Below are 23,825 nucleotides of genomic sequence, written 5' to 3' on the forward strand. Positions count from 1 at the left end.
ACTCATGAGGCCAGGCACGATGGGGCGGTGAGCACACCGCGTTGGAGCGCCGCCTCGATCGACCTGCCGTATCGCGCTCCCTACGACGTGGGTTGGATGCAGTGGTTCCTGTCCGGGCACGCCGTGCCCGGAATGGAGACGCATCGGGGCGGTGTCTACCGGCGGTCCCTTCGACTCCCCCACGGTCCCGCGGTGATCACGGTGCGCTTCGTTCCCGGCCGCGGCGGGTCCGGGGTTGCTCGCACGGAGGTCCGCGCGCGGGCGGAAGCGGATCTCGATGTGGCCCTTGATCGAGTTCGGTCTGTCCTCGCCCTGGACGTCGACGCCGAACCGATCGACCGCGCGCTCGCCGCCGATCCCGCCCTCGCCCCCTGCGTCCGCGCCGTACCCGGGATCCGTGTTCCGGGTGCCTTCGACTCGTCGGAGGTATTGCTCCGCACCATGATCGGCCAGCAGATCTCCCTGGGTGCCGCCGCGACACACACTGCGAGATTGGTGGCTGCCCTCGGCGAACCGGTCGGCGACGACGAGGGCGTCGGCCACCACGGGATCACGCACCTGTTCCCGACCGACGCGGCCGTTGCCGCCCGGGGTGCCGAGGTTCTCACGGGTCCGACCCGGCGCATCACCGCGATCGCGGCCACCGCGGGCGCACTGGCCGACGGCGCTCTCGACATCCGTCACGACCGGTCCGCGTACGAGCAGGAGAAGTCGCTGACGGACCTGAAGGGAGTGGGACCGTGGACCGCTCGCTACGTCTCGATGCGGCTGCTCCGCGATCCCGACGTCCTCCTCGACACCGACCTCGTCGTCCGGCAGGGCGCGGCCGTCCTCGACGTCGACCTGTCGAACTCCGAGCGCTGGTCTCCCTGGCGCTCGTACGTGTCGATGCACCTGTGGCGTGTCGCGTTGTCGGCGCGTGGCGTCTACCCGTGACGGCACTCGTGTGAGGGTGTGCGGTTCCCGGGTACAGTCACAGCGCGCCGAATCCCGGTTGCACCGACCACATCCGACCCACCGTCCTGACCCGGCATGCCCGCTGACACGCAAAGGACACCCCTGTGACCGAGAACGCCACCGACACGTCGACGGGCTCACGCAGCTTCCGTGAGCGAGGTTCGCTGATCGCGAGCGGGGCGGTGTGGCTCGCCAAGGGAGCGGCCGTCGTCGTGGCCATCGCAGCAGCAACCTGGATCCTCGGATGGCTGATAGGCCAGATGTGGGTGATCGTCCTTCCGGTCCTTCTCGCCCTGATCGTCGCGACCGTGCTGTGGCCGCCCACCCGGTTCCTACGCAGGATCGGAGCGCCCCCGGCGGTGGCCGCGATCGCGTCGCTCGTGTTGTTCCTCGGGATCCTCGCCGGCGTCGTCGCGTTCATCGTGCCGTCCGTCGTGAGCCAGGCGCCCGAACTCGCCGACAGCGCCGCGCAGGGCGTGTCCCAGGTTCAGGACTGGATCGAAGGTCCGCCGATCAACCTGGACCAAGACCAGATCGACAACGCGACCAACGTCATCATCACGCGAATTCAGGACAGCGGAAGCGCGATCGCGTCGGGTGTGTTCGCCGGGGTCAGCACGGCCGGGTCCATCCTGGTCACGCTGGGTCTGGTGTTGGTCCTGAGCTTCTTCTTCATCAAGGACGGTCCGCGATTCCTCCCGTGGCTGCACGGACTCGCCGGGGGCAAGGTCGGCGGTCATCTGGCCGAGGTCCTCACCCGGATGTGGAACACGCTTGGTGGTTTCATTCGAACCCAAGCCATCGTCAGCCTGATCGATGCACTCTTCATCGGCGCCGGACTGCTGATCCTGGGTGTGCCGCTGGCGCCTGTTCTGGCGACGCTGACATTTCTCGGCGGCTTCATTCCGATCATCGGTGCGTTCGTCGCCGGTGCACTCGCCGTGTTGGTCGCTCTGGTGGCCAACGGCTTCACCACCGCTCTCATCGTGCTGGTAATCATCCTCGCCGTGCAGCAGATCGAGGGCAACATCCTTCAACCGATCCTGCAGAGCAAGTCCATGAACCTGCACGCGGCGGTGGTACTGCTGGCCGTGACGGCCGGCGGCTCGGTGTTCGGCATCATCGGCGCCTTTCTCGCCGTGCCTGTTGCAGCTGCCGCTGCTGTCCTGGTGCGGTACCTGAACGAGCAGGTCGAGCTGCGGTCCGACGAGGATCCGGATGCGAACACGATCGCCGCGAAGGTGTACGAGAATCAGGGCACACCGGGCGACGACGCCCCGACGGTGGTCCACCACGAACCGTCTTCTCCCGACTTCTTCGCTGCCGATCCCGAAGCCGACGCCGACGCCAAGGCCGATGCCGATGCTCCGGAGCCGAAGAAGTGACACCGGCTGCGAGTCAGAATGTGGTCGGGTCAGACCCCGGCATGCATCCGAACGGTCGAGCCGTGCCGCTCCCGAATCACGTGCAACCTCGACGGCACGCGGTCTCGAATCTCGTCGACGTGGCTGACGATTCCTACGGTCCGGCCACCGGAGCGTAGTTCGTCGAGAACGCCCATCACCGAGTCGAGGGACTCGGAGTCGAGGCTGCCGAAGCCTTCGTCGATGAACATCGTGTCCAGGGTGATCCCGCCGGCCTCCGCGGCGACGACGTCGGCGAGGCCGAGGGCCAGTGCGAGCGAGGCGCAGAACGCCTCCCCGCCGGACAGCGTGCCCGCTGCGCGTACGACGCCGGTGTACTCGTCGCGGATCTCCAACCCGAGACCGCCGCGGGTGCCTCGCGGACCGACGTCGTCGGAGTGGACGAACTCGTATCGGCCGCCGGTCATTCGGCGGAACCGCACCGACGCCGCCACCGCAACCTCTTCGAGGCGCGCGGCGAGCACGTACGAGCGCAACGACATCTTCCGGCTGTTCTGCCCCTTGCCGCTGACCACCTCGGCGAGTTCGTGCAATTCGGCGTGGGCAGCGCGCAGGGGTTCGAGCCGCTGCGCCACCGCCCAGAGCTGCGTCACCAGATCTTCGAGTTGAACCCGCCGGTCGTCGGCCAGCTTCTTGTCGGTGAGTGCGTCTTCCACAACCTGGCGGGCGGAGTCCTCGGCTGCTGTCAGCGGCCCGGCGTCGACAGCCTCGGCGGCCAGGGCAGCGGTGACGTCGGCGTCGGCCACAATTGCGGTGGCAGCCACGCGCTCGGCGTCGGCGTCGGCGAGGCGTCGGGTGAGTACCGCGATGCGCTGCTGATCGCGCACCGCGGCGAGCGCGGCTTCGACGTCGTCGAACTGCGCGTCCGACGCGTCCTGCCGCACCCGGGTTTCGAGGTCGGCCGCCGCGCGCTCGGCCGCCAGAGCATCGATCCTGGCGTCCCGAAGTGACACCAGGGCCGCGATGCCGGCGTCGAGTTCGCGACGCCGGGCACGCGCCGAACCTGCCGACCCCAGTGCCGCGTCGATCCGTGCTGCGGCGTCGGCGATGCGAGCGCGCAGGGTGTCGATCGTTGCCCGTAGTTGCTCCGCGTCGGCCGTACGCGCGGCGATGCTCGCACGCAAGGATTCGGCCTTGGTCTCCTGCGCGCCGCGCGCGGATTCGACACCGGGCAAGCGATCGGCCAGCGCAGTGGTGGTGCGCAATTCGGCACTGGCCGTGTCCAGCGCCTCGGTGAGTTCTGCGGTGAGCCGGGTGCCGCCGCGGGCCGCGAGTGCGTCGATCTCGCGCTGCATAGACTCCACCTCGGCGCGCGCTTCGTCGCGACGCTGCTCCGCGAGGTTCATCGCGTGGCGAGCCTGTTCCTCGTCGTCGCGCGTGACGGAATCGTCGCCGGCGGTCGCGGGCGACGGGTGCACCAGGGAGCCGCAGACCTCGCACGGTCGGCCGGTGCGCAACTGCCTCGCCAACTCCGCCGCCATCCCGTCGAGGCGTTGCTCGCGCAGGTCCTGCCACAGCTGGCGCAGGTCCTGGTGTCGCGTGATCGCCGCGGAGTGACGGGCCGTGGCCTCCCCCGCGGCCGCGACGGCCCGCTTGTGCTCGATGGCTGCGGTCACCGCATCGACAGCTGCGGCGTGGCGGGTACGCACCGACTCCACCGACGCGCGCGCGTGGACGCACGCGGTGTACTCGGCGTCCAGTGCCGCAGTCTCGGCCGGCAGCGCTCGCTCCTGCTCGACCAGCGCGGCGACGTCCCGCTCGACGGACTCGACAGCGACGGTGCACTTCGACAGCTCGGTCGTGAGCTGCTCACGGGCGACCTCGTCCGCGGCGACACCGTCGAGCACGGCGCTCTCACCGCTCCACCGTTGCACGGCCGCGTCGACCGCGTCGGCGTCCGTGGGCGAGGGTGGCCACGACAGCCCGCCGGCCACGTCGGCGGCGACGGTGCCCTGCGCCACGACGGTTCTCGACGCGACGACGGCGGCAGCATCTGCACTACGCCGGACCGCTTCGTCGAGTTCGAGCCGACGACGTTGCACGGGTGCGGCAGACTGAGCTCGCTCCAGCTCGAGGCGATCCACGGTCCGCGCGTCCGCCGTGCTGTCGAGTGCCGAAAGTCGTTGTCGTGCAGCCAGTCCGCGCGATCGTGCTTCGGCGACGGTACGCGCCGCCCGTACCGACTCGGACGCCGCTGCGTGATCGGCGCGCGCCGATTCGAGGGTGATCGCGCAGGTGACGGCACGATCACGCGCTGTCTCGAGCAATGCGGTCGCCCACGGCAGAACCTCGGGGTCCGAGCACTGCTCCACCCCGGCGGCCTGGGCCACCTTTGCGGCGATCCGATCCGCGTTCTGCGTCTTGCCGGCCAGCGCCTCTGCACTCTCCCGACGCCGATCGGCGAACCACGACTCCATGTCGGAGAACCGATCGGTGTCGAAGAGTCGCTCGAGCAGCTGTCCGCGCTCGTCGTTCTTGGCGCGAAGGAACCGGGCGAAGTCGCCCTGCGGGAGCAACACCACCTGGAAGAACTGATCCACCCGCATCCCGAGCAGCCGTTCGACTTCGAGCGCGATCTCGTCGATGCGGGTGAGGTTCTGGCCGATTCCGTCCAGCCAGGTCAACGTCGCCTTCGCGTTCTGTTTCGTGGTGCCCTCGCCGCGGAGTTTGGGGCGCGCGTACTCCGGGCTTCGCGTCAGCCGCAATCGTCGTCCGCCCAGGGTCGCGTCGAGCTGTACGGAGGGCACGACACCGGGCGCGGCGTGATCCGACAGCAGCCTCTTCGTGTCCCGGCGCGCACCCGGCACGACGCCGTACAGCGCGAACGCGACGGCGTCGAGGATGGACGTCTTGCCCGCTCCGGTGTGACCGTGCAACAGGAACAGTCCATCGGCGCCGAGTTCGTCGAAGTCCACGCTCACCGTGCCGCCGAACGGCCCGAACGCGGTGACCGTCAACGAATGAAGCCTCATGCCGTGCGTTCCCATCGGGGTTCGTCCGTCGTGACGGTCTCGGGCTCGGCGGCGGCCGACCGCGCGGCGCGTTCGAGCAGCGTGGTCTCCGACGCGGTCGGGTCGCTCCGCACGTCGGACAGGAAGCTCGTCATCACTTCGAGGTCCGACCGGCCGACGACCTTCTCGCGGTATCCGGCGTCGCCCGACCGAACCGGAGGCTGCCACTCGAGGTGCACGGCGTGCGGGAAGCGGTCCTGCAGGCGACGCATCGCGTCGACCGGACGTACCGGATCGGTGAGCACAGCGGACACGTAGTTCGACACGTGCTCTTCGAATTCGGCTGCGGTGCAGAGCTCGTCGAGACTACCCGTCAGGACACTGAGCCCACGAACGAGAGGCAGCTCCATCCGGGTGACGTCGATGTTGCCGGTCGCGTCCAGGTCGATCATCCACGCGGCCTTGCGGTGTGAACGCTCACCGAACGAGTACGGCAATGGCGATCCGGAGTATCTGATGCGGTCGTCGATCGTCTGCGGCGAGTGCAGATGTCCGAGCGCGACGTAGTCGACTCCCGAGAATTCCGACGCCGGCACGGTTTCCACACCACCGACCGCAATGGAACGCTCCGAGCCCGTGCTCTCGCCGCCGACGACGAACGCATGCGCGAGAACGACCGAGCGCACCGACGAACCGTCGGAACGACGCCGAGCGACGTCGCCGCGAATCCGGGACATGGCCGCGCGTAACACGTCGGCATGCGACCGTGCGTTCGGAACGTCCAGCTCCGCGCGCGTGGTCTCGGGCTCGAGGTACGGGATCCCGTAGAACGCGACGCTGCCGTGCGCATCCTCCACGATCACCGGCTCGGCCACGTCCGACACGGTGGTGAACAGGTGCAGCCCGCCGGCCGCGGAGAACGACGACCCCGCCCCGAGACGAGCCGGTGAATCGTGGTTCCCGGAGGTGGCGACGATGACTGCCCCCGCCGCACGAATCTTCTCGAAGCCTCTGTTGCACACACGAACCGCGTCCGCGCTCGGGATGGCGCGGTCGTAGATGTCGCCGGGAACGACCACGACGTCCACTGCGTGGTCCGCGACGAGCGCCGCGAGTGCATCCAGCACGGACCGCTGATCGGCCAGCAGGTCGACACCGTGGAAGGTGCGCCCGATGTGCCAGTCGGAGGTATGCAGGATTCTCATGTCGGCGACGCTAACCGAGACCTCCGACAAACCCCGATCCCCGAGCGGCGTTTCGCCGCACCGGATCCGGGCCCGCCGAAACGTGTCGGTGCCTCGTTGCACAATCTCGGCCATGACCATGATCACCGCCGTCGGCCTCGTCGTCGCCTTGGCGTTGGGCGTCGCACTGGGCTGGCTGCTGCATTCCTCACGAGGCGATCAGGAGTTGGTGCGTACCCGCGAGCGCCTCGCCGTGTCGGCCGAGAACGAGGACACGCTGCACCGCTCCCTCGGCTTGCTGAACGAGGACTCCGCGCGTCGTCACTCTCGAGTGATAGGTCAGCAAATGTCGCACCTGGTGGAACCGCTTCGCGAGGCGGTCGACACGCTGAGCGAGCAGGTCGAGCACGTCGAACGCACCCGGATCCATGCCTACGCCGGCCTGTCCGAGCAAGTCGCCGACATGCACCGCGCGTCGCAGCACCTGTCGTCGCAGACGTCGGAACTGGTCACCGCGTTGCGGGCCCCGCAGGTACGTGGACGGTGGGGAGAAATCCAGCTCGAACGGGTCGTCGAGTTGTCGGGGATGACACGTCACTGCGACTTCGACACCCAGGTAGCACGCGGCAGTGTGCGCCCCGATCTGGTGGTGCGCCTCGCAGGCGGAAAGCAGATCGTGGTCGACGCGAAGGTTCCGCTGACGGCGTTCCTCGACGCGGCCGCTGCCACGGACACCGACGTGGCGGCTCGGCACTTGATGCGGCACGCGCGCCACCTCCGTACCCACGTCGACCAACTGGCGGACAAGCAGTACTGGGTGTCGTTCGAACCGTCCCCGGAGTTCGTGGTCCTCTTCGTCCCGGGGGATTCGTTTCTGGACGCCGCGCTCACCCACGACAGCGGCCTCCTCGAACATGCCTTCGGCCGGAGTGTGATCCTGGCGACTCCCACCACGCTGATCGCCCTGCTCCGCACCGTGGCGTACACCTGGAAGCAGGATGCGCTCGCACGAGACGCCGCCACCATCCACACCCTCGGACGCGAACTGTACGAACGACTCGGCACGGCCTCGGCCCACGTCGACAAGCTCGGCGCCCAGTTGGGCAAGGCGGTCGAGTCGTTCAATTCGGCGGCCGGATCCCTCGATTCACGGGTGTTCGTCACCGCGCGCAAGCTTCACGAACTCGATGTCTTCGACGGCGAGGTACCCGGTGTGACCCGCATCGACGCATGGCCCCGAACTGCACCGAGGAACACCGAAACCGCTCCGTCCGGTCACGCCAACGGTGCAACGTGAGCACTAGACGCTAATCTCGCTGTGTGCCATCCACACAACGCGCCCGATCCGGAGTGCCTCTCGATCAGCGCTCCGTCGTGCCGTCGATCCCCGGCATACCGGCGTGGGGCGCCGTCGCTGTTGCCGTGGGCGCCACGGTTCTGGGCTTCGTCGTCGACTCGTTCGGCGGCAGCGAACTCACCTCGACCTTCGCAGCGCTGTACATCGTCGGGTGCTTGGCGGCAGTTCTGCTCGTGCGCCACCGGGGACTGTTCACAGCCATGGCGCAGCCGCCGCTCATCGTCTTCTTCGGCGTTCCCATCGCCTACCAATTCCTCACCACCGACGCAGGAACGTCCATCAAGGACATCGTCCTGAACGTGGCGATACCCCTGGTGAACCGCTTCCCACTGATGATTTCGGCGACACTGTTGGTGCTGCTGATCGGTGGCGCCCGTCTACTGCTCGACCGCAAACCGCAGAAGCCGGCCAAGTCCCCGCGTCGACGAGCCGAAACGAAGCCGCCCGCCACCGCGGCCGCGTCCAGGGAACGAGTGCACGAAGAGAATTCCGACGCGTCACCGTGGCGCCGTCCCCGCTCGGAGGACGCACCGCCGCGCGGCGCGCGCTCGGCGAGATCGGACCGGCGAGAACGAGATGCGGAGGCGCCTCGGCGGACGCGCGCCCAGGACGCGCCGCGCACGCGCGCCCAGGACGCACCGCGCCGCGCGGAACGGTCCACGTCGCGGGAGGCCGACCCGTCGTTCGGCGATGGGTCCGGCCAGCACAGCCGGACGTCTCAACCGGGTCGCAGTCCACGAGAGCAGCCTCGCGAATCGTCCCGAAGAGGCATCTACGCGCCGACGGAAGCAACGCGGGAACCCTCCCACCTTCGCGAACCGGCCACGTCGTACGGCCAGGACCGCACATGGGAACCGCGCGAGCACGAGCGACGGGCCTACGAACCGCGGACACCGTCACGCCGGGCAGGCGCCGACAATCCGGCGCTGACCCCGCATCCGGCGCCCCGGGTGCGATACCGCGACCGCGACTGAGCTCGGAGGCGGCGCCGCCCGATCAGGACGTGGGGGCCGCGTGCCTGAGCTCGCGGGGCAACGCGAACACGAGCGTCTCGTTCGCGGTCGTGACGGACTGCACCTTGCCGAATCCGTGCTCCGCCAGCAGATCGATGACCCCGCGCACCAAGATCTCGGGCACCGATGCGCCGGACGTGATGCCGACAGTGCGCACTCCGTCCAGCCACGCCACATCGATCTCGCGCGCGTAATCGACGAGATAGCTCGCCCGAGCGCCCGCGGCGAGCGCCACCTCGACCAGCCGAACCGAGTTGGACGAGTTGGTCGACCCGACCACGATCACCAGGTCGCACTCGGGCGCCATGGCCTTGACCGCCACCTGACGGTTCTGGGTGGCGTAGCAGATGTCGTCGCTGGGCGGGTCCTGCAGTGTGGGGAACTTCTCACGCAGACGGGCGACGGTCGCCATCGTCTCGTCGACGCTCAGAGTGGTCTGCGACAGCCAGATGACCTTGGACTCGTCACGCACGGTGACGGCATCCACGGAGTCGGGCCCGTCCACCAGCTGCACGTGATCAGGAGCCTCACCTGCGGTTCCCTCGACTTCCTCGTGACCCTCGTGCCCGATCAGAAGGATGTCGAAGTCATCGCGCGCAAATCTTTTCGCTTCCTGATGCACCTTGGTGACCAGAGGACAGGTGGCGTCGATGGTGCGCAGGTTCCGCTCGGCCGCGGCCTCGTGCACCGCGGGCGACACACCGTGGGCCGAAAACACGAGCAGAGCGCCTTCGGGCACCTCGTCCGTTTCGTCGACGAACACGGCGCCGCGCTCGGCGAGGGTGTCGACGACGTGGCGGTTGTGCACGATCTCCTTGCGCACGTACACCGGAGCTCCGTGCTGGTCCAGGGCCTGCTCCACCGTCTCCACGGCGCGGTCGACGCCCGCGCAGTACCCGCGCGGTTCGGCGAGGAGGATGCGCTTCTCACCGTCGTAGTCCTGCGCCGACGTGGTGGATTGGGCGATCCCGAGGTTCAAGGGCACAGCAGACGACATGACCCCAGGATACGTGTCTGCGGGAGTCGCGGCCTCCCCCGCACGTCGGCTACCCAAACGAGTCGGCGTGCGGCAGGCTAGGGCTCATGATCCGTCCCCCGTTCGCCGCCCGTGTCGCCGTCGGCCTGGCCGTCACGGTCGTCGACGAAGCGCGCCGCCTGCCCAGCACCGCGATCTCGCTCCCCATGACCGCGATCAGCCAAGTGCTACAGACGTCGATGCGCTTCCAGCAAACCGTGACCGAGCTCGCCATCAGGGGCGACGAGATCTTCGCCCTCATCGGGAGCACACCGGAAGAGAAGCCGTCCTGGGCGACGTTCGACGACGATGCCGACGCCGGCGCCGCACTGTCGGTCGAGCCCGAACTGCTCGGCGACACCGGCGGCGAGATCGACGTTCCGGAGCCGGAGCAGGCCCAGCCTGCACCCGAGGCCACCAACACAGCGACCCCCGAGTCCGGGGCCGCTGCCGGCCGCTTCGCGCTGTACTCGACCCCGCCGTCCGAGATCGAAGTTCCCGCCACACCTGCGCCGAAGAAGGCCGCGAAGCGCGCATCGAAGAAGGCGCCGGAGATTGCGGAGTACCTCGACTACGACTCGCTCACGCTGGCGCAGCTGCGCGCACGTCTGCGCACCCTCTCGGTGGACGAGTTGACCACCTTGCTCGACTACGAGACGGCGACGTCCTCGCGAGCTCCGTTCCTGACGATGCTCACGAACCGAATCACCACCGCGCAGGCCAAGTGACCTCCGCTTCACCCCGAAGCGGACCCAGTACGGCCGAAGAACCGTGGCCGGTGCGCACGGTCGCCACCAAGATCGCCGGGTGGATCGACCGTCTGGGCAGCGTCTGGGTCGAAGGCCAGATCACCCAGCTGAACGTGCGCCAGGGGACCCGGACGGCCTTCATCGTTCTGCGTGACCCGTCGGCCGACATGTCGTTGTCCGTGACGTGTTCGCCGCTTCTGATCCAGAACTCCCCGGTGCAATTGGTCGAGGGCGCTCGCGTCATCATGTTCGGCAAGCTGTCCTTCTTCACCGGTCGTGGAACGATTTCCCTGCGCGCCACCGAGATTCGAGCCGTGGGGGTCGGCGAGCTGCTGGCGCGCATCGAACGGCTTCGATCCCTGCTGGCAGCCGAAGGACTGTTCGATCCTCGCCTCAAGCGTCCGATCCCGTTTCTGCCCCGCACGATCGGGTTGATCACGGCCCGAGCGAGTGCGGCCGAGCGTGACGTCATCAGCGTCGCCCAAAGACGGTGGCCCGCAGTGCGATTCGAGGTACGCCACACCCCCGTTCAAGGACCGACGGCTGTTCCGGCGATCTTGTCCGCGCTCAGCCGTCTCGACGACGATCCGGACGTCGACGTGATCATCGTGGCTCGCGGCGGCGGCAGCGTCGAAGATCTGCTGCCCTTCAGCGACGAGGCGTTGTGCCGCGCCATTGCGTCGGCCACCACTCCCGTCGTCAGTGCCATCGGTCACGAACCCGACAGCCCCCTCAGCGACCACGTCGCCGATCTTCGCGCCGCGACACCGACCGACGCCGCCAAGCTGGTCGTTCCGGATGCGGTCGCCGAGATGGAGTTGGTTGCCGATCTGCGGGCGAGATCGGCCGCCGCCCTGCGGTCGTGGGTTGCGCGCGAAGTAAGAAGCCTGGACATGCTCCGTGAGCGCCCGGCCCTGGCCGACCCGATGTCGTCGATCGTCGATCGCCGACACGCCGAGGTGGCAGAGGCTCTGCGGGTGGTCCGGCGCGACGTCGAGCGCGAAGTTGCCCGGCAATCGACTTCGGTGGAGCATCTGCGCTCACGTCTGTCCACCCTCGGTCCGGCCGCCACGCTTGCACGGGGCTATTCCGTCGTGCAGCGCGTCGTAGCCGGGTCGGGCCCCGAGGTGGTGCGCTCGATCGAGGAGGTCCCGCCGGGAACTCAGCTACGGGTCCGTGTCGCGGACGGGGCCGTCAGCGCAGTGGCGATGGGCAGAAGCTCGTGATGCAGCGGCCACCGGCACGGGATCTGAAAGAATTCGGCTCATGAGCGACACCCCGACAACCGAACTCGGATACGAAGCTGCTCGCGACGAACTACTCGACGTGGTCAGACTGCTCGAGCAGGGCGGGCTGGACCTCGACGCATCGCTGGCCCTGTGGGAGCGCGGCGAGGCGCTGGCGACGAGATGCGAGGAACATCTCGCCGGCGCCCGCACTCGTATCGAGAAGGCGCTGTCCTCCGACGAGGACGCAGACTAGGACGCCAGCGGCCGGGCCGACGACACGGCGGTGGCCAGCGTCACGAACTCGTCGCTGGTGCCGCTGCCGGTCACCACCGCGTGAGTTCGGCCGAAATCGGCGACCCAGATCGATTCCACGCCGTCTCCCCCGTAGACCACCCAGTTCGTCCCGCCGAGGTTCTCACTACCGGTGGCCGTACGCGACCCCTTCGCGACGAACTCGACCAACTGATCCTCGGTTGCGTCGCTCTGCGTCAGACCCAGAAAGTTGCCCTTGTCGGTGATGAATCCCACCATGCTGGCCACCTTGTCTCCGGTGACCGTGGGCCGACTGGCGGAGTTGGGGATCCAGGACTCCGGAATCTGCGGCTGCCGAACAGGGAACGGCAGTGCTGCCGCGTCCGCCTGCAGAGACGCACCGAGATCCACCCGAGGGACCTCTCCCTGCGAGGGTCCACCCACACGAAGCGAGCACTGACCTGCGACGGCGGCGATCACCAGGCACGCGAGAAGCAGCGGGATCAACGACCACGCCATGTCTTTGTTGTTCTGCAGAATCCTGGGTTTCTTGTCGGCCACACCATCCACTATCCCACCGGCACCGCCGAGGCCGTGACAGTGCGACAATCACCGTCGAGATCCCACTGCGAACGCACGTCTGTAGGCCACGTGCAAGGAGGCACAGCTTCATGACGATTCCCACCGACACCCGGACTCACATGGCTCCCGACCGTAACCTCGCGCTCGAACTGGTGCGCGTCACCGAGGCGGGGGCACTCGCCTCTGGTCGGTGGGTCGGCCGCGGCGACAAGGAAGGCGGTGACGGCGCTGCGGTGGACGCGATGCGCCAACTCGTCAGTTCCGTCTCCATGCGCGGCGTCGTCGTGATCGGCGAGGGCGAGAAGGACGAAGCGCCGATGCTCTACAACGGCGAGCAGGTCGGCAACGGCAACGGACCCGACGTCGACTTCGCCGTCGATCCCGTCGACGGAACCACGTTGATGGCCAAGGGCATGCCCAACGCCATCTCTGTACTCGCCGTCGCCGAGCGCGGTGCCATGTTCGACCCGTCCGCCGTGTTCTACATGGACAAGATCGCCGTCGGTCCCGACTACGCCGACGCGATCGACATCACGGCGCCCGTCGCCGAAAACTTGAAGCGCGTGGCGAAGATCAAGAAGGGGTCGCCGTCGGACGTGACGGTGTGTGTTCTCGATCGTCCCCGCCACAATTCGCTCATCCAGGAAATTCGGGACACCGGTGCCCGTATCCGCCTGATCTCCGACGGTGACGTAGCCGGCGCCATCGCCGCGGCCCGTCCCGATTCCGGCACCGACATCCTCATCGGAACCGGTGGCACCCCGGAGGGCATTATCGCCGCGGCAGCGATGCGATGCATGGGTGGTGCCTTGCAGGGCCGACTCGCGCCGACGGACGACGCCGAGCGGCAGAAAGCGGTCGACGCCGGCCACGACCTCGATCGCATCCTCACCACCGAAGACCTGGTCTCGGGCGAGAACGTGTTCTTCACCGCGACGGGTGTCACCGACGGCGATCTGCTGCGCGGTGTGCGCTACGCCGGCGGCGGTGCGTACACGCAGTCGATCGTGATGCGCTCGAAGTCCGGCACCGTCCGCATGATCGACGCATACCACCAGCTCAACAAGCTCAAGGAATTCTCGTCCGTCGACTTCGACGGCGACACCTCCGGCTCGATTCCATCCTTTTAACCGTCTTGCGTACCCGATTTCGACTACCGAAAGAGTTGCTTCTATGACAGAGCAGTACCGGATCGAACACGACACCATGGGCGAAGTGAAGGTCCCCGTCGACGCGCTGTGGCGGGCTCAGACTCAGCGCGCCGTCGAGAACTTCCCGATCTCGGGCCGACCGCTCGAGCGCACCCAGATCCGCGCGATGGGCCTGCTCAAGGCCGCGTGCGCGCAGGTGAACAAGGACCTCGGACTGCTCGATGCCGACAAGGCCGACGCCATCATCGCCGCTGCGGGTGAGATCGCCGACGGACAGCACGACGATCAGTTCCCCATCGACGTGTTCCAGACCGGCTCCGGCACGAGTTCGAACATGAACGCGAACGAGGTCATCGCCTCGATCGCGAAGAATGCCGGCGTCGAGGTACACCCGAACGACCACGTCAACATGTCTCAGTCCTCCAACGACACCTTCCCGACGGCGACGCACGTCGCGGCCACCGAGGCAGCCGTCACCGATCTCGTTCCGGCACTGCGTCATCTGCACGAGGCGCTGGCCGCGAAGGCGACCGAATGGAAGACCGTCGTCAAATCCGGGCGCACCCACCTCATGGACGCCGTGCCGGTCACCCTCGGTCAGGAATTCGGCGGCTACGCCCGCCAGATCGAAGCGGGAATCGAGCGCGTCGAGGCGACCTTGCCGCGGCTCGGTGAGCTGCCGATCGGCGGCACCGCGGTGGGCACGGGCTTGAACGCACCCGACGGTTTCGGCGCCAAAGTGGTTGCCGAACTTGTCAAGTCGACCGGCATCGACGCCCTGACACCGGCAAAGGACTCGTTCGAGGCGCAAGCCGCGCGCGACGGACTCGTCGAGGCGTCGGGCGCACTGCGCACCATCGCGGTGTCGCTGACCAAGATAGCCAACGACATTCGGTGGATGGGATCGGGTCCGCTCACAGGCCTCGGCGAGATCGCGCTACCCGACCTTCAGCCCGGTAGCTCCATCATGCCCGGCAAGGTCAATCCTGTTCTGCCCGAGGCGGTCACGCAGGTCGCCGCGCAGGTGATCGGCAACGACGCCGCCGTGGCCTTCGGTGGAGCTTCGGGTGCGTTCGAGCTCAACGTCTACATTCCGATGATGGCTCGCAACGTTCTCGAGTCGTTCAAGTTGTTGGCCAACGTCTCTCGGCTCTTCGCGGATCGGTGCGTCGTCGGACTCACGGCCAACGTGGATCACCTCAAGACGCTCGCCGAATCGTCGCCGTCCATCGTCACGCCGCTGAACAGTGCCATCGGCTACGAAGAGGCGGCGGCCGTCGCGAAGCAGGCACTGAAGGAGAAGAAGACGATCCGTCAGGTCGTCGTCGAGCGCGGTCTGGTCCCGGACAAGCTGTCCGAGGAGGAGCTGGACAAGCGACTCGACGTTCTCGCCATGGCGAAGGTCACCGACTGATTCTCGCTGTCGAAACGGAAAACCCCTCGCAGCTGTCGCTGCGAGGGGTTTTCTGTACGCAGGTGGCAGACAATCAGCTGACGGACGACGCAATCTCGTCCCGCGCGGCTGTGCCATCGGCACCGAAATCGTTGCGCTCGAACACGTTCCACTCTTGCAGCAGCGGCTTGACCACCTGCTCGCTCTGCATCTCGGGCGTATAGATCCCGGCGTTCTCGAGCAACGTGGAGCTACTACCCTGGCCCGGCAGTTCGACGACCGGCACGGCGAAGTCGGCCACCCGGTCGGCGATGGCGCGCATGGACAGATCCGGTTCGATATCGAGCGCGGCGCTGACGAGGTTGCGGAAGAACGTCGCCTGAAGCTCGTCGTCCTGCGCGATGCGGGAGAAGATCGCGGCGAGGCGCGGTTCCGTCGCCAACTCGGCCGCACGCCGGTGCCGCAGGCCTGCCGCTGTCTCGTCGAGTGCGTACTTGACCAGCATGTCCACCACGTGCAGGGAGGGCGCGGAGTATCCCTCGGTCATGTACTCGATACGCACCCGCTCGAGTTCGACCGGATCGACGGCGCGGGTGGTCATCAGGAAGTCCCGCAACACGATCGCGTGGCGATTCTCCTCGGCGGTCCAGCGGCCGATCCACTTCCACCACACACCCTTCTTGCGCAGCGAGAAGGCGAGATCGCGGTGGTACGCCGGGAGATTGTCGGCGATGAGCACGCTGACCGTCGCCGCGATGCGATCGACGTCCGTCAGTCCTGCCTGCGCGGCGGTCCAGTCCTCGCCGCCGAGGAACGCGAAGTTGCGCCCTTCGGCCCACGGGACGAAGTCGTGCGACTCCCAGTCCTGTGCGGCGCCCACGTGGCGGTCGTAATTTTCCTCGGCGACCTCTTCGAGAGCAGCAAGCAACTCGGCATCGGTCTTCGGTGACGTCATGGGCGCAAGCATAACGACCGCCCCAGGGGTGTGACCTCTCACTACCGTCGCGGTGTGACCGCTCACAGAGCCTAGAAGTCGGAGCTCGCGACCTCGGTCTCGTCGTCACGAATTGCGGCCACGATGCGATCTGCAACCCGTGCGGGATCGAGACCGGTGGGCAGTTTCGGCGGACTGCCCGCGATCGCCCGGTCGACCAGGCCGGTTTCGGTGTGCGGCGGGCGCACATCGACGATGCGGATTTTGCTTCTGCGCGCTTCGTGACGAACCGCGGTGAAGAACGCGCTGATCGCCGACTTGCTGGCGGAGTACGCAGCCATGTTGCCCGTCGGCGTTTCGACGAGGACAGCGCTGATGTTGAGGATCACCGCACCCTTCTCCATGACTCCGAGAGCCGCGCGAGTGAGTCGGAGCGGGGCGAGATAGTTGACCAGGAGGAGATCGTCGACTGTGTCGTCGTCGACGTCCGCTGCCGATCCGAATGCAGCTATGCCGGACGCGATCACGACGCCGTCGAGGCGACCGCCGTCGGCATTGGCCTTGTCGACCATCGATCGGGGCGCATCGGGCTGTCGTAGGTCACCGGTCACCACGTGCGCACCGTCGATACCGAGACCGTTGAGTGAGTGCTCGTTACGGCCGGCGAGCGTGAGGGTGGCACCCGCGTCGGCGAGACCGCGCGCGATCAGAGATCCGAGCGCGCCACTCGCACCGACGACAATGAAGTGCTTTCCAGAAATGTCCATGGTGAAGGTTCGGGGTCACCCTGCCCCGCGGACGAGGCAGGGTGACCAGGAGAGAGAACTCAGTTGGGGCCGAACTCCTCCAGCATCTCCGTTACGAGAGCCGCGATCGGCGATCGCTCGCTACGGGTGAGCGTGATGTGCGCGAAGAGCGGGTGACCCTTCAGCTTCTCGATGACAGCGGCAACACCGTCGTGCCGACCGACCCGCAGGTTGTCACGCTGCGCCACGTCGTGGGTGAGCACGACCCGCGATCCGGTTCCGAGCCGCGACAGCACGGTCAGCAGGACGTTGCGTTCGAGCGACTGCGCCTCGTCCACGATCACGAACGAATCGTGCAGTGATCGACCGCGAATGTGCGTGAGCGGCAACACTTCCAGCATGCCCCGCGCGGTGACTTCCTCGATGACCTCGGGGCTGGCGAGCCCGTCGAGGGTGTCGAACACCGCCTGCGCCCACGGGCCCATCTTCTCGCTCTCGCTACCCGGTAGGTATCCGAGTTCCTGTCCGCCGACCGCATACAGCGGACGAAAGACGACGACCTTGCGGTGCGTCCGCCGCTCGAGGACTGCTTCGAGGCCGGCCGTGAGCGCGAGGGCCGACTTGCCGGTTCCCGCTTTGCCGCCGAGGGAGATGATGCCGACGCTCTCGTCGAGCAGGAGGTCCAGTGCCACACGCTGTTCCGCGGAACGACCGTGCAGGCCGAACGCTTCGCGCTCCCCTCGGACCAGTTGTACCCGCTTGTCCGCGGTGACGCGTCCCAGCGCACTCGACGTGCCGCCGAGTAGGCGAACACCGGTGTGACACGGCAATTCTCGCGCCTGTTCGATGTCCAGAACGCCTTCGGCGAACAACGCGTCGACGGTCTGCTTCGACACGTCCACCTCGGCCATACCCGTCCACCCGGACGGCACCACGTCCTGAGCGCGGTATTCGTCGGCGGGCAGGCCGACGGCACCGGCTTTGACTCGCAGAGGGATGTCCTTGCTGACGAGAACCACGTCTTTGCCCTCGGCAGCCAAATTCAGTGCGCAGGCAAGGATTCGGGAGTCGTTCGAGTCGGTGCGGAATCCCACCGGCAGCACCGACGGATCCGTGTGGTTGAGCTCGACCTGCAATGTCCCGCCGTCGGAGCCGATCGGGACGGGTTGATCGAGGCGCCCGTACTCGATGCGCAGGTCGTCGAGCATGCGCAACGTCTCGCGAGCGAACCAGCCCAGCTCGTGGTGGTGGCGTTTGCCCTCGAGTTCGCTGATGACGACCAGCGGAAGAATCACCTCGTGCTCGGCGAACCTGACGACCGCCCAGGGGTCGGAGAGCAGAACAGAAGTGTCCAAGACATAAGTACGAACGGAGCGAGCAGAAGTCACGTGGAGCTCCTCGGCGTGGGCGGTACCCGCACACGCTGTCGATCGCTGGACCGGTCCGTCCCGATGTGTCAGGTGACACGAGGGCCGGGCACCGGCCCTCTCGCACTGAATGACTCAGTCACGTATCAGGACCTCCCGCACCGTCAGCTTCCCCGCTGCCGGTGAGATGGACGCTACTGCGAAAGGTGCCGTAGGGCGCGTCGGACACGACGAGCGTCGGTGAACAACAGGTAAAGACAGAAGGCCGTTCGTTCTCCGGAAAGGTCGAGCCCGGCGGTGTTAGCGTCCCTCACATGACTCAGGCTGTGGACAACGCGAACTTCGAGGGTACCGAGGGCACCGTCGAGTACTTGGTGTGGCGAACCAGCGATCCGACGTTCGTCGCACTGATCTCACACGGGTTCGGCGAACATGCGATGCGTTACCAGCACGTCGCCGAAGCGCTGGTCGGCATCGGCGCCGTCGTGTACGCGCCGGACCACCTCGGCCACGGAAAGTCCGACGGCGCCCGCGCGGTCGTCACCGACGCAGATCACATCGCGGTCGACCTGCACACGGTCGCCGACATCGCTCGACGCGAGAATCGCGGCATCCCCGTCGTGCTTGTCGGACACTCGATGGGCGGTCTCGTCGCGACCCGATTCGCGCAGCTCTACCGCGGCGAACTGTCTGCCCTGGTCCTGTCGGGACCCCTCCTCGGCGAACACCCCGCGTTGGCGTTGCTCGACATGGACCCGATCCCCGAGATCCCCGTCGATCCCGAGACGCTCTCGCGCGATCCGAAGGTGGGCGAGGCGTACATGGCCGACCCGCTGATCTATCACGGCCCGTTCGCCCGCGAGACCCTCGAAGCGTTCAAGAAGGCGATGCCCCTCGTGTCCGGCGGCGGGACCCTCGGTGAGCAGGCCACGTTCTGGATTCACGGGCGCGACGACGCTCTGGTGCCGTACGACACCACCGCTGCCGCCATGCCGTCCCTGCGAGGACCGCAGTTCCAGGAGAAGACCTACCCCGGCGCCAAGCACGAGATCTTCAACGAGACGAACTCCGACGACGTGATCGGCGACGTGCTGACGTTCCTGAAAGACTCAGGCCTGCCGACGAGTTAGCCCAACAGTCCCCAGTCCTCGAGGCCCTCGTACAGCGGGCGGTTCTGCGCCAGCGTGGTGACCCGCGAGCGGAGCGAATCGGATGCCTCACCCGTAGCCAGGGCGGTGGCGATGATGTCGGCGACCTCGGTGAACTCTTCCTCGCCGAAGCCGCGGGTGGCGAGCGCCGACGTACCGATCCGCAGGCCGGACGTCACCATCGGCGGGCGCGGGTCGAACGGAACGGCGTTGCGATTCACCGTGATTCCGACTTCGTGCAGAAGGTTCTCGGCCTGCTGTCCGTCGAGCTGCGAGTTCCGCAGGTCGACCAGCGCGAGGTGGACGTCGGTGCCGCCGGTGAGAACCGAAACACCCTTGTCCGCAACGTCTTTACCGGTCAACCGCTCGGCGAGCAGCGACGCGCCGAGCAGGGTGCGTTCCTGACGTTCGCGGAACTCCGGGGTGCCGGCAATCTTGAACGCGACGGCCTTGGCTGCGATCGCGTGCATCAACGGCCCGCCCTGCTGCCCGGGGAACACGGCGGAGTTGAGCTTCTTGGCCCATTCCTTCTTCGCCAGGATGATGCCGGAGCGGGGTCCGCCGAGGGTCTTGTGCACTGTCGACGACACGACGTCGGCGTACGGCACGGGCGACGGATGCACCCCTGCCGCAACGAGTCCCGCGAAGTGCGCCATGTCGACCCAGAGCAGCGCGCCGACCTCGTCGGCGATGGACCGGAACGCGGCGAAGTCCTGGAATCGGGGGTAGGCGGACCAGCCGGCGATCAGGACCTGAGGCTTGGCGGCGATCGCCTGCTTGCGCACCTCGTCCATGTCGATGCGGTGGTCTTCCTTCGACACGCCGTAGGACTCGACCTCGTAGAGCTTGCCTGAGAAGTTGAGCTTCATGCCGTGAGTGAGGTGGCCACCGTGAGCGAGGTCGAGACCCATGATTTTATCGCCCGGGTTGATGAGCGCCATGAGCACGGCGGCGTTGGCCTGCGCACCGGCGTGCGGCTGCACGTTGGCGAACTCGGCGCCGAACAGTTCCTTCGCGCGCTCGCGCGCGAGGTTCTCCACGATGTCGACATGCTCGCAGCCGCCGTAGTACCGGCGACCCGGGTATCCCTCGGCGTACTTGTTGGTCAGCACACTGCCCTGAGCCTGAAGCACCGCGCGCGGGACGAAGTTCTCGGACGCGATCATCTCGAGCGTGTCGCGCTGACGGCCGAGTTCACCCGCAAGCGCCGCCGCGACCTCGGGATCGACCTCGCCGAGCGAGGCGGTGAGTGCGGACGTGACGGGTGCAGCGGTCATCGGTTCTTCTCCAGAGGTCACGAGTGCGGGAACTACGGTCATCCTATTGGCAACAGGTCAGCGCAGCGACGACGGGATGAGCGGTTCATCCAGGAGGCGCCGAAACAGCTCGCTGCGCTCACCGGGCGAGCGACCGCGATCGAGCCACGTACCGAGCAGCCGATACCCCTCGACATAGGTGCTGGTGTAAGCCCGCCACAACGGTGAGGAGAGGAACCTCAGCATCTGCCGCGCACGTTCGGGAGTGGCGAGCGACCACTGCTGCAGGAATGCGGCGACGTCGTCGTGGCTGCGGCCCTGATCGTGCAGCAGGAGCGCAGCGTCCTGGCGAACCCCGAGCAGTGCAGCCGACGCGTTCGCGAGCGCTTCGGCGCGGTCGCCGTCGAATCGAAGGCCGAGGTCGGCGTAGATGTCCTGCGCCCAGCGGCCCCACCCCGGTCCGACGATGGACCCGAGGGCGTGGTCGGCGAGACCTTCCGCCATCAGGCACTGCGGGGTGTTGACGAGGAACAGCGTCTGCTCGGTTTCCCCGCCGTGCACGAGTCCGGCTTCTTTGCGACAGTGCTCGGTGTGGTGGCCGGGGTACGACTCGTGGGCGATCAGGTGTGGCAGATGCGCCATGTGCTGTTGCAGGTCGGAGTTGATCGCCACGGTCGAGCGGTAGTTCCCGAGGTAGTAGTTGAAGCCGGACCACGGCTTGTCCCCCACCACTTCGTACTCGACGCGTTCGGTGTCGGGAAGGGTGTACTCGGCGCGGACGAGCTCGCGGAGTGCGCCGGAGAACGCGTCGACACATTCCTGCAACCGTTCCGGCGGGATCACGTCGGCCGCGCGATGCGCCCGAACGCGTTCCGCCAGCGGACCGCTGCCCGCCAGCACCTCGTCCATGAGGCGATGCGCCGACCGATAGTCCTCGGGGTCCCCCGTGGCGATACGGACGTCGAAGTACGCCTCCACCTCGTCGACGAACGTGATGCTCTCACCCGCGAACGTGCGGCCCGAGCATTCCAGTGCTCGCAAGTGCGCGTCGAGGAAGCGAGTTCGGTGCTCGGCGAGGTCGGTCGACGCCAGTTCCGTGCGTAGTTCGGCGGCCCTCGTCGCGAGAGAACGGGGCTCGGGAGCCGGATCGTTCTCGATCCGGCGACGCAGTGCCGGGTCACCGGTGTAGGCGTCGACGAACCCTGATTCGAGTCGGTCGAAGGCCAGGCCGAGGAGCAGATACTCGCGCACGAAGTCGTCGGCGTTCACGTCGGAGAACCCTACGCGGCCGGAAGTCGGCGGACCCCGATTGGTGGGATGGCAGCGCCACCAAGCACAATCGCTGCATGGATCCCCTGCGGTCGTCGACGCCGGCGAGCGGTTGCGCGTGTCACGAGTAGGCGAATCCAGCCCGTACGTCGAGTTCGATCGGCGTCAGTGGCGGACTCTGCGCAATTCGACACCTCTGGTGTTGACGGAGAACGAGCTGAAGGGTCTGCGAGGCCTCGGAGAGCAGATCGACCTCGACGAAGTCGCCGAGGTGTATCTGCCTCTCGCTCGCCTGATTCATCTGCAGGTCGCTGCCCGCCAACGACTGTTCGCGGCTACGGCAACCTTCCTGGGTGAGAAGACGCCCGACCGTCAGGTTCCGTTCGTCATCGGCATCGCGGGCAGTGTCGCGGTGGGAAAATCGACCACGGCCCGCGTTCTTCAGGCGTTGCTGGCGCGATGGGAACACCACCCGCGGGTCGATCTGGTGACCACCGACGGATTTCTGTACTCGACGTCCGAGCTGACCAAACGCGGCATCATGCACCGCAAGGGTTTTCCCGAGAGCTACGACCGTCGCAAGTTGCTGCGTTTCGTCACCGAGGTCAAGTCGGGTACGGAAGCCGTTGCGGCGCCGGTGTATTCGCACATCTCGTACGACATCATCCCGGGTGAATTCCACGTGGTTCGCCAGCCCGACATCCTGGTGATCGAGGGACTGAACGTGTTGCAGACGGGCCCGCGCCTGATGGTGTCGGACCTGTTCGACTTCTCCATCTACGTGGACGCGCGTATCGAGGACATCGAACACTGGTACGTGCAGCGGTTCCTGGCTCTGCGCAAGACCTCCTTCGCCGACCCGTCGTCGCATTTCCACCACTACTCGGGGCTGAACGACGAACACGCCCGTCTTGCGGCAGAGGACATCTGGCATTCGATCAACCGCCCGAACCTGGTGGAGAACATCCTGCCGACCCGTCCGCGGGCCACGCTGGTGCTGCGCAAGGACGGCGATCATGCCATCAACAGACTGCGTCTGCGCAAGCTCTGAACCGGCGTGCGCCTAGATTCCGAACCGCCTGTGCCGGGCCGCGAAGTCTCGCAGCGCGCGTAGGAAGTCGACGCGGCGGAACTCCGGCCAGTACGCCTCGGTGAACCAGATTTCGGAATAGGCGCTCTGCCACAACAAGAATCCGGAGAGGCGCTGTTCACCCGACGTTCTGATGACGAGATCAGGGTCCGGCTGGCCCGAGGTGTAGAGGTGCGCGTCGATCCCCTCGACGGTGATCTCCCGCAGCAGGTCTTCGCCCGTCTCACCGTCGGCGATCTTGTCGGCCAGCAGGGACTGCACCGCGTCGGCAATCTCCTGGCGACCTCCGTACCCCACGGCCACATTCACGTGGGTGCCGGATCGACCGGCCGTGCCGGAGGATGCTTCCTTCAACCGGCGGGCCGACTCGGCGGGCAACAGATCGAGGGTCCCGACGATCTTGACGCTCCAGTTCTTACCCGGACCGCTGATTTCCTCGACGACGTCGGTGATGATCTCGAGCAGCGATTCGAGCTCGTCCGGATCGCGGCTGAGGTTCTCCGTCGACAGCAGATAGATCGTGGCCATCTCGATGCCGGCCATGTCGCACCACGTCAGCAGTTCGGCGATTTTCAGCGCACCCATGCGGTGACCGTGAGCCACGTCGGTGAAACCGTTCTCGCGGGCCCACCGTCGGTTTCCGTCGCACATCACGGCCACGTGCCGGGGTTGCTGCGCTCCCTCGAGCTGCGCCAACAACCGGCGTTCGTACAGCGTGTACAGCAGACCGCGGGCCTTCACTCAACGCCCCAACAGTT

General features: G+C 67.0%; 21 protein-coding genes. 11 read left to right on the forward strand and 10 right to left on the reverse strand.

Annotation, left to right across the window (positions count from 1 at the left end; genetic code table 11):
* The first annotated feature begins 27 nt into the window (after positions 1-27).
* Together IEW02_RS15790 and IEW02_RS15795 are read left to right on the forward strand one after the other, a co-directional pair.
* Positions 28-936 (forward strand): DNA-3-methyladenine glycosylase family protein, encoded by a 909-nt coding sequence (locus IEW02_RS15790; RefSeq protein WP_229746070.1) that lies wholly within the window; start codon positions 28-30, stop codon positions 934-936.
* 125 nt (positions 937-1,061) lie between these two features.
* Positions 1,062-2,342, forward strand: a complete 1,281-nt coding sequence (locus IEW02_RS15795; RefSeq protein WP_188545781.1) for an AI-2E family transporter — start codon at positions 1,062-1,064, stop codon at positions 2,340-2,342.
* A 29-nt stretch (positions 2,343-2,371) separates the two neighbouring features.
* Here the strand turns inward: IEW02_RS15795 and IEW02_RS15800 are convergent, their stop codons facing one another.
* Complete coding sequence (locus IEW02_RS15800; RefSeq protein ID WP_188545782.1) at positions 2,372-5,353, reverse strand: AAA family ATPase; 2,982 nt, start codon at positions 5,351-5,353, stop codon at positions 2,372-2,374.
* A complete protein-coding gene (locus IEW02_RS15805) occupies positions 5,350-6,537 on the reverse strand; it encodes an exonuclease SbcCD subunit D (RefSeq protein ID WP_188545783.1) in 1,188 nt (395 codons plus the stop codon). Before IEW02_RS15805 ends, IEW02_RS15800 begins: the two co-directional genes overlap by 4 nt.
* A 112-nt stretch (positions 6,538-6,649) precedes the next feature.
* Between IEW02_RS15805 and IEW02_RS15810 the strand changes: the two genes are divergently transcribed.
* Both IEW02_RS15810 and IEW02_RS15815 read left to right on the forward strand, forming a co-directional pair.
* Complete coding sequence (locus IEW02_RS15810; RefSeq protein WP_188545784.1) at positions 6,650-7,813, forward strand: DNA recombination protein RmuC; 1,164 nt, start codon at positions 6,650-6,652, stop codon at positions 7,811-7,813.
* 23 nt (positions 7,814-7,836) lie between these two features.
* The gene (locus tag IEW02_RS15815) at positions 7,837-8,847 is read left to right on the forward strand and encodes a DUF6542 domain-containing protein (RefSeq protein ID WP_188545785.1); all 1,011 of its coding nucleotides are present in this window, start codon (positions 7,837-7,839) and stop codon (positions 8,845-8,847) included.
* A gap of 22 nt (positions 8,848-8,869) precedes the next feature.
* Here the strand turns inward: IEW02_RS15815 and IEW02_RS15820 are convergent, their stop codons facing one another.
* Complete coding sequence (locus IEW02_RS15820; RefSeq protein ID WP_188545786.1) at positions 8,870-9,883, reverse strand: 4-hydroxy-3-methylbut-2-enyl diphosphate reductase; 1,014 nt, start codon at positions 9,881-9,883, stop codon at positions 8,870-8,872.
* 86 nt (positions 9,884-9,969) lie between these two features.
* Between IEW02_RS15820 and IEW02_RS15825 the strand changes: the two genes are divergently transcribed.
* The 3 genes from IEW02_RS15825 to IEW02_RS15835 are packed head-to-tail and all read left to right on the forward strand — an operon-like array spanning position 9,970 to position 12,132.
* Entirely contained in the window at positions 9,970-10,629 is a 660-nt protein-coding gene (locus IEW02_RS15825; RefSeq protein ID WP_188545787.1) for a lipid droplet-associated protein, read from the forward strand.
* Positions 10,626-11,876, forward strand: a complete 1,251-nt coding sequence (gene xseA / locus IEW02_RS15830) for an exodeoxyribonuclease VII large subunit (protein WP_188545788.1) — start codon at positions 10,626-10,628, stop codon at positions 11,874-11,876. The genes IEW02_RS15825 and xseA overlap by 4 nt, the downstream gene beginning before the upstream one ends.
* A 40-nt stretch (positions 11,877-11,916) precedes the next feature.
* Positions 11,917-12,132: an exodeoxyribonuclease VII small subunit gene (locus IEW02_RS15835; RefSeq protein ID WP_188545789.1), complete on the forward strand. Its 216-nt coding sequence runs from the start codon at positions 11,917-11,919 to the stop codon at positions 12,130-12,132.
* Here the strand turns inward: IEW02_RS15835 and IEW02_RS15840 are convergent.
* Positions 12,129-12,692: a DUF4245 domain-containing protein gene (locus tag IEW02_RS15840; RefSeq protein WP_188545790.1), complete on the reverse strand. Its 564-nt coding sequence runs from the start codon at positions 12,690-12,692 to the stop codon at positions 12,129-12,131. The genes IEW02_RS15835 and IEW02_RS15840 overlap by 4 nt on opposite strands.
* 110 nt (positions 12,693-12,802) lie before the next feature.
* Between IEW02_RS15840 and glpX the strand changes: the two genes are divergently transcribed.
* Together glpX and IEW02_RS15850 are read left to right on the forward strand one after the other, a co-directional pair.
* A complete protein-coding gene (gene glpX / locus IEW02_RS15845) occupies positions 12,803-13,843 on the forward strand; it encodes a class II fructose-bisphosphatase (RefSeq protein WP_229746071.1) in 1,041 nt (346 codons plus the stop codon).
* A gap of 43 nt (positions 13,844-13,886) precedes the next feature.
* Positions 13,887-15,278, forward strand: a complete 1,392-nt coding sequence (locus IEW02_RS15850; RefSeq protein ID WP_188545791.1) for a class II fumarate hydratase — start codon at positions 13,887-13,889, stop codon at positions 15,276-15,278.
* 73 nt (positions 15,279-15,351) lie between these two features.
* Here the strand turns inward: IEW02_RS15850 and IEW02_RS15855 are convergent, their stop codons facing one another.
* From IEW02_RS15855 to phoH2, 3 genes are all read right to left on the reverse strand, one after another.
* Entirely contained in the window at positions 15,352-16,212 is an 861-nt protein-coding gene (locus IEW02_RS15855; RefSeq protein ID WP_188545792.1) for an acyl-ACP desaturase, read from the reverse strand.
* Between the two features lie 71 nt (positions 16,213-16,283).
* Positions 16,284-16,958: an SDR family NAD(P)-dependent oxidoreductase gene (locus IEW02_RS15860; protein ID WP_188545793.1), complete on the reverse strand. Its 675-nt coding sequence runs from the start codon at positions 16,956-16,958 to the stop codon at positions 16,284-16,286.
* Positions 16,959-17,017: 59 nt separating this feature from the next.
* Entirely contained in the window at positions 17,018-18,325 is a 1,308-nt protein-coding gene (gene phoH2, locus IEW02_RS15865; RefSeq protein ID WP_188545794.1) for an RNA 5'-3' helicase PhoH2, read from the reverse strand.
* Between the two features lie 293 nt (positions 18,326-18,618).
* On the opposite strand from phoH2, the gene IEW02_RS15870 reads away from it, so the two are divergent.
* A complete protein-coding gene (locus IEW02_RS15870) occupies positions 18,619-19,434 on the forward strand; it encodes an alpha/beta fold hydrolase (protein ID WP_188545795.1) in 816 nt (271 codons plus the stop codon).
* Here IEW02_RS15870 and glyA read toward each other — a convergent pair.
* Positions 19,431-20,729: a serine hydroxymethyltransferase gene (gene glyA / locus IEW02_RS15875; protein ID WP_188545796.1), complete on the reverse strand. Its 1,299-nt coding sequence runs from the start codon at positions 20,727-20,729 to the stop codon at positions 19,431-19,433. The two genes, IEW02_RS15870 and glyA, sit on opposite strands and share 4 nt — an antisense overlap.
* Before the next feature lie 57 nt (positions 20,730-20,786).
* On the reverse strand, positions 20,787-21,977 hold the full coding sequence (locus tag IEW02_RS15880; RefSeq protein WP_188545797.1) for a DUF885 domain-containing protein: 1,191 nt from the start codon (positions 21,975-21,977) through the stop codon (positions 20,787-20,789).
* Between the two features lie 118 nt (positions 21,978-22,095).
* Here IEW02_RS15880 and coaA point away from each other — a divergent pair, with 118 nt between their 5' ends.
* On the forward strand, positions 22,096-23,028 hold the full coding sequence (gene coaA / locus IEW02_RS15885; RefSeq protein ID WP_188546163.1) for a type I pantothenate kinase: 933 nt from the start codon (positions 22,096-22,098) through the stop codon (positions 23,026-23,028).
* A gap of 12 nt (positions 23,029-23,040) precedes the next feature.
* On the opposite strand, the gene IEW02_RS15890 is transcribed toward coaA, so the two are convergent.
* Positions 23,041-23,808 carry an isoprenyl transferase gene (locus IEW02_RS15890; RefSeq protein WP_188545798.1) on the reverse strand — a complete coding sequence of 256 codons (768 nt, stop codon included), beginning with the start codon at positions 23,806-23,808 and terminating at the stop codon, positions 23,041-23,043.
* Positions 23,809-23,825: the final 17 nt, after the last annotated feature.

The organism is Rhodococcoides trifolii, from assembly GCF_014635345.1.
GTDB classification, from domain to species: domain Bacteria; phylum Actinomycetota; class Actinomycetes; order Mycobacteriales; family Mycobacteriaceae; genus Rhodococcoides; species Rhodococcoides trifolii.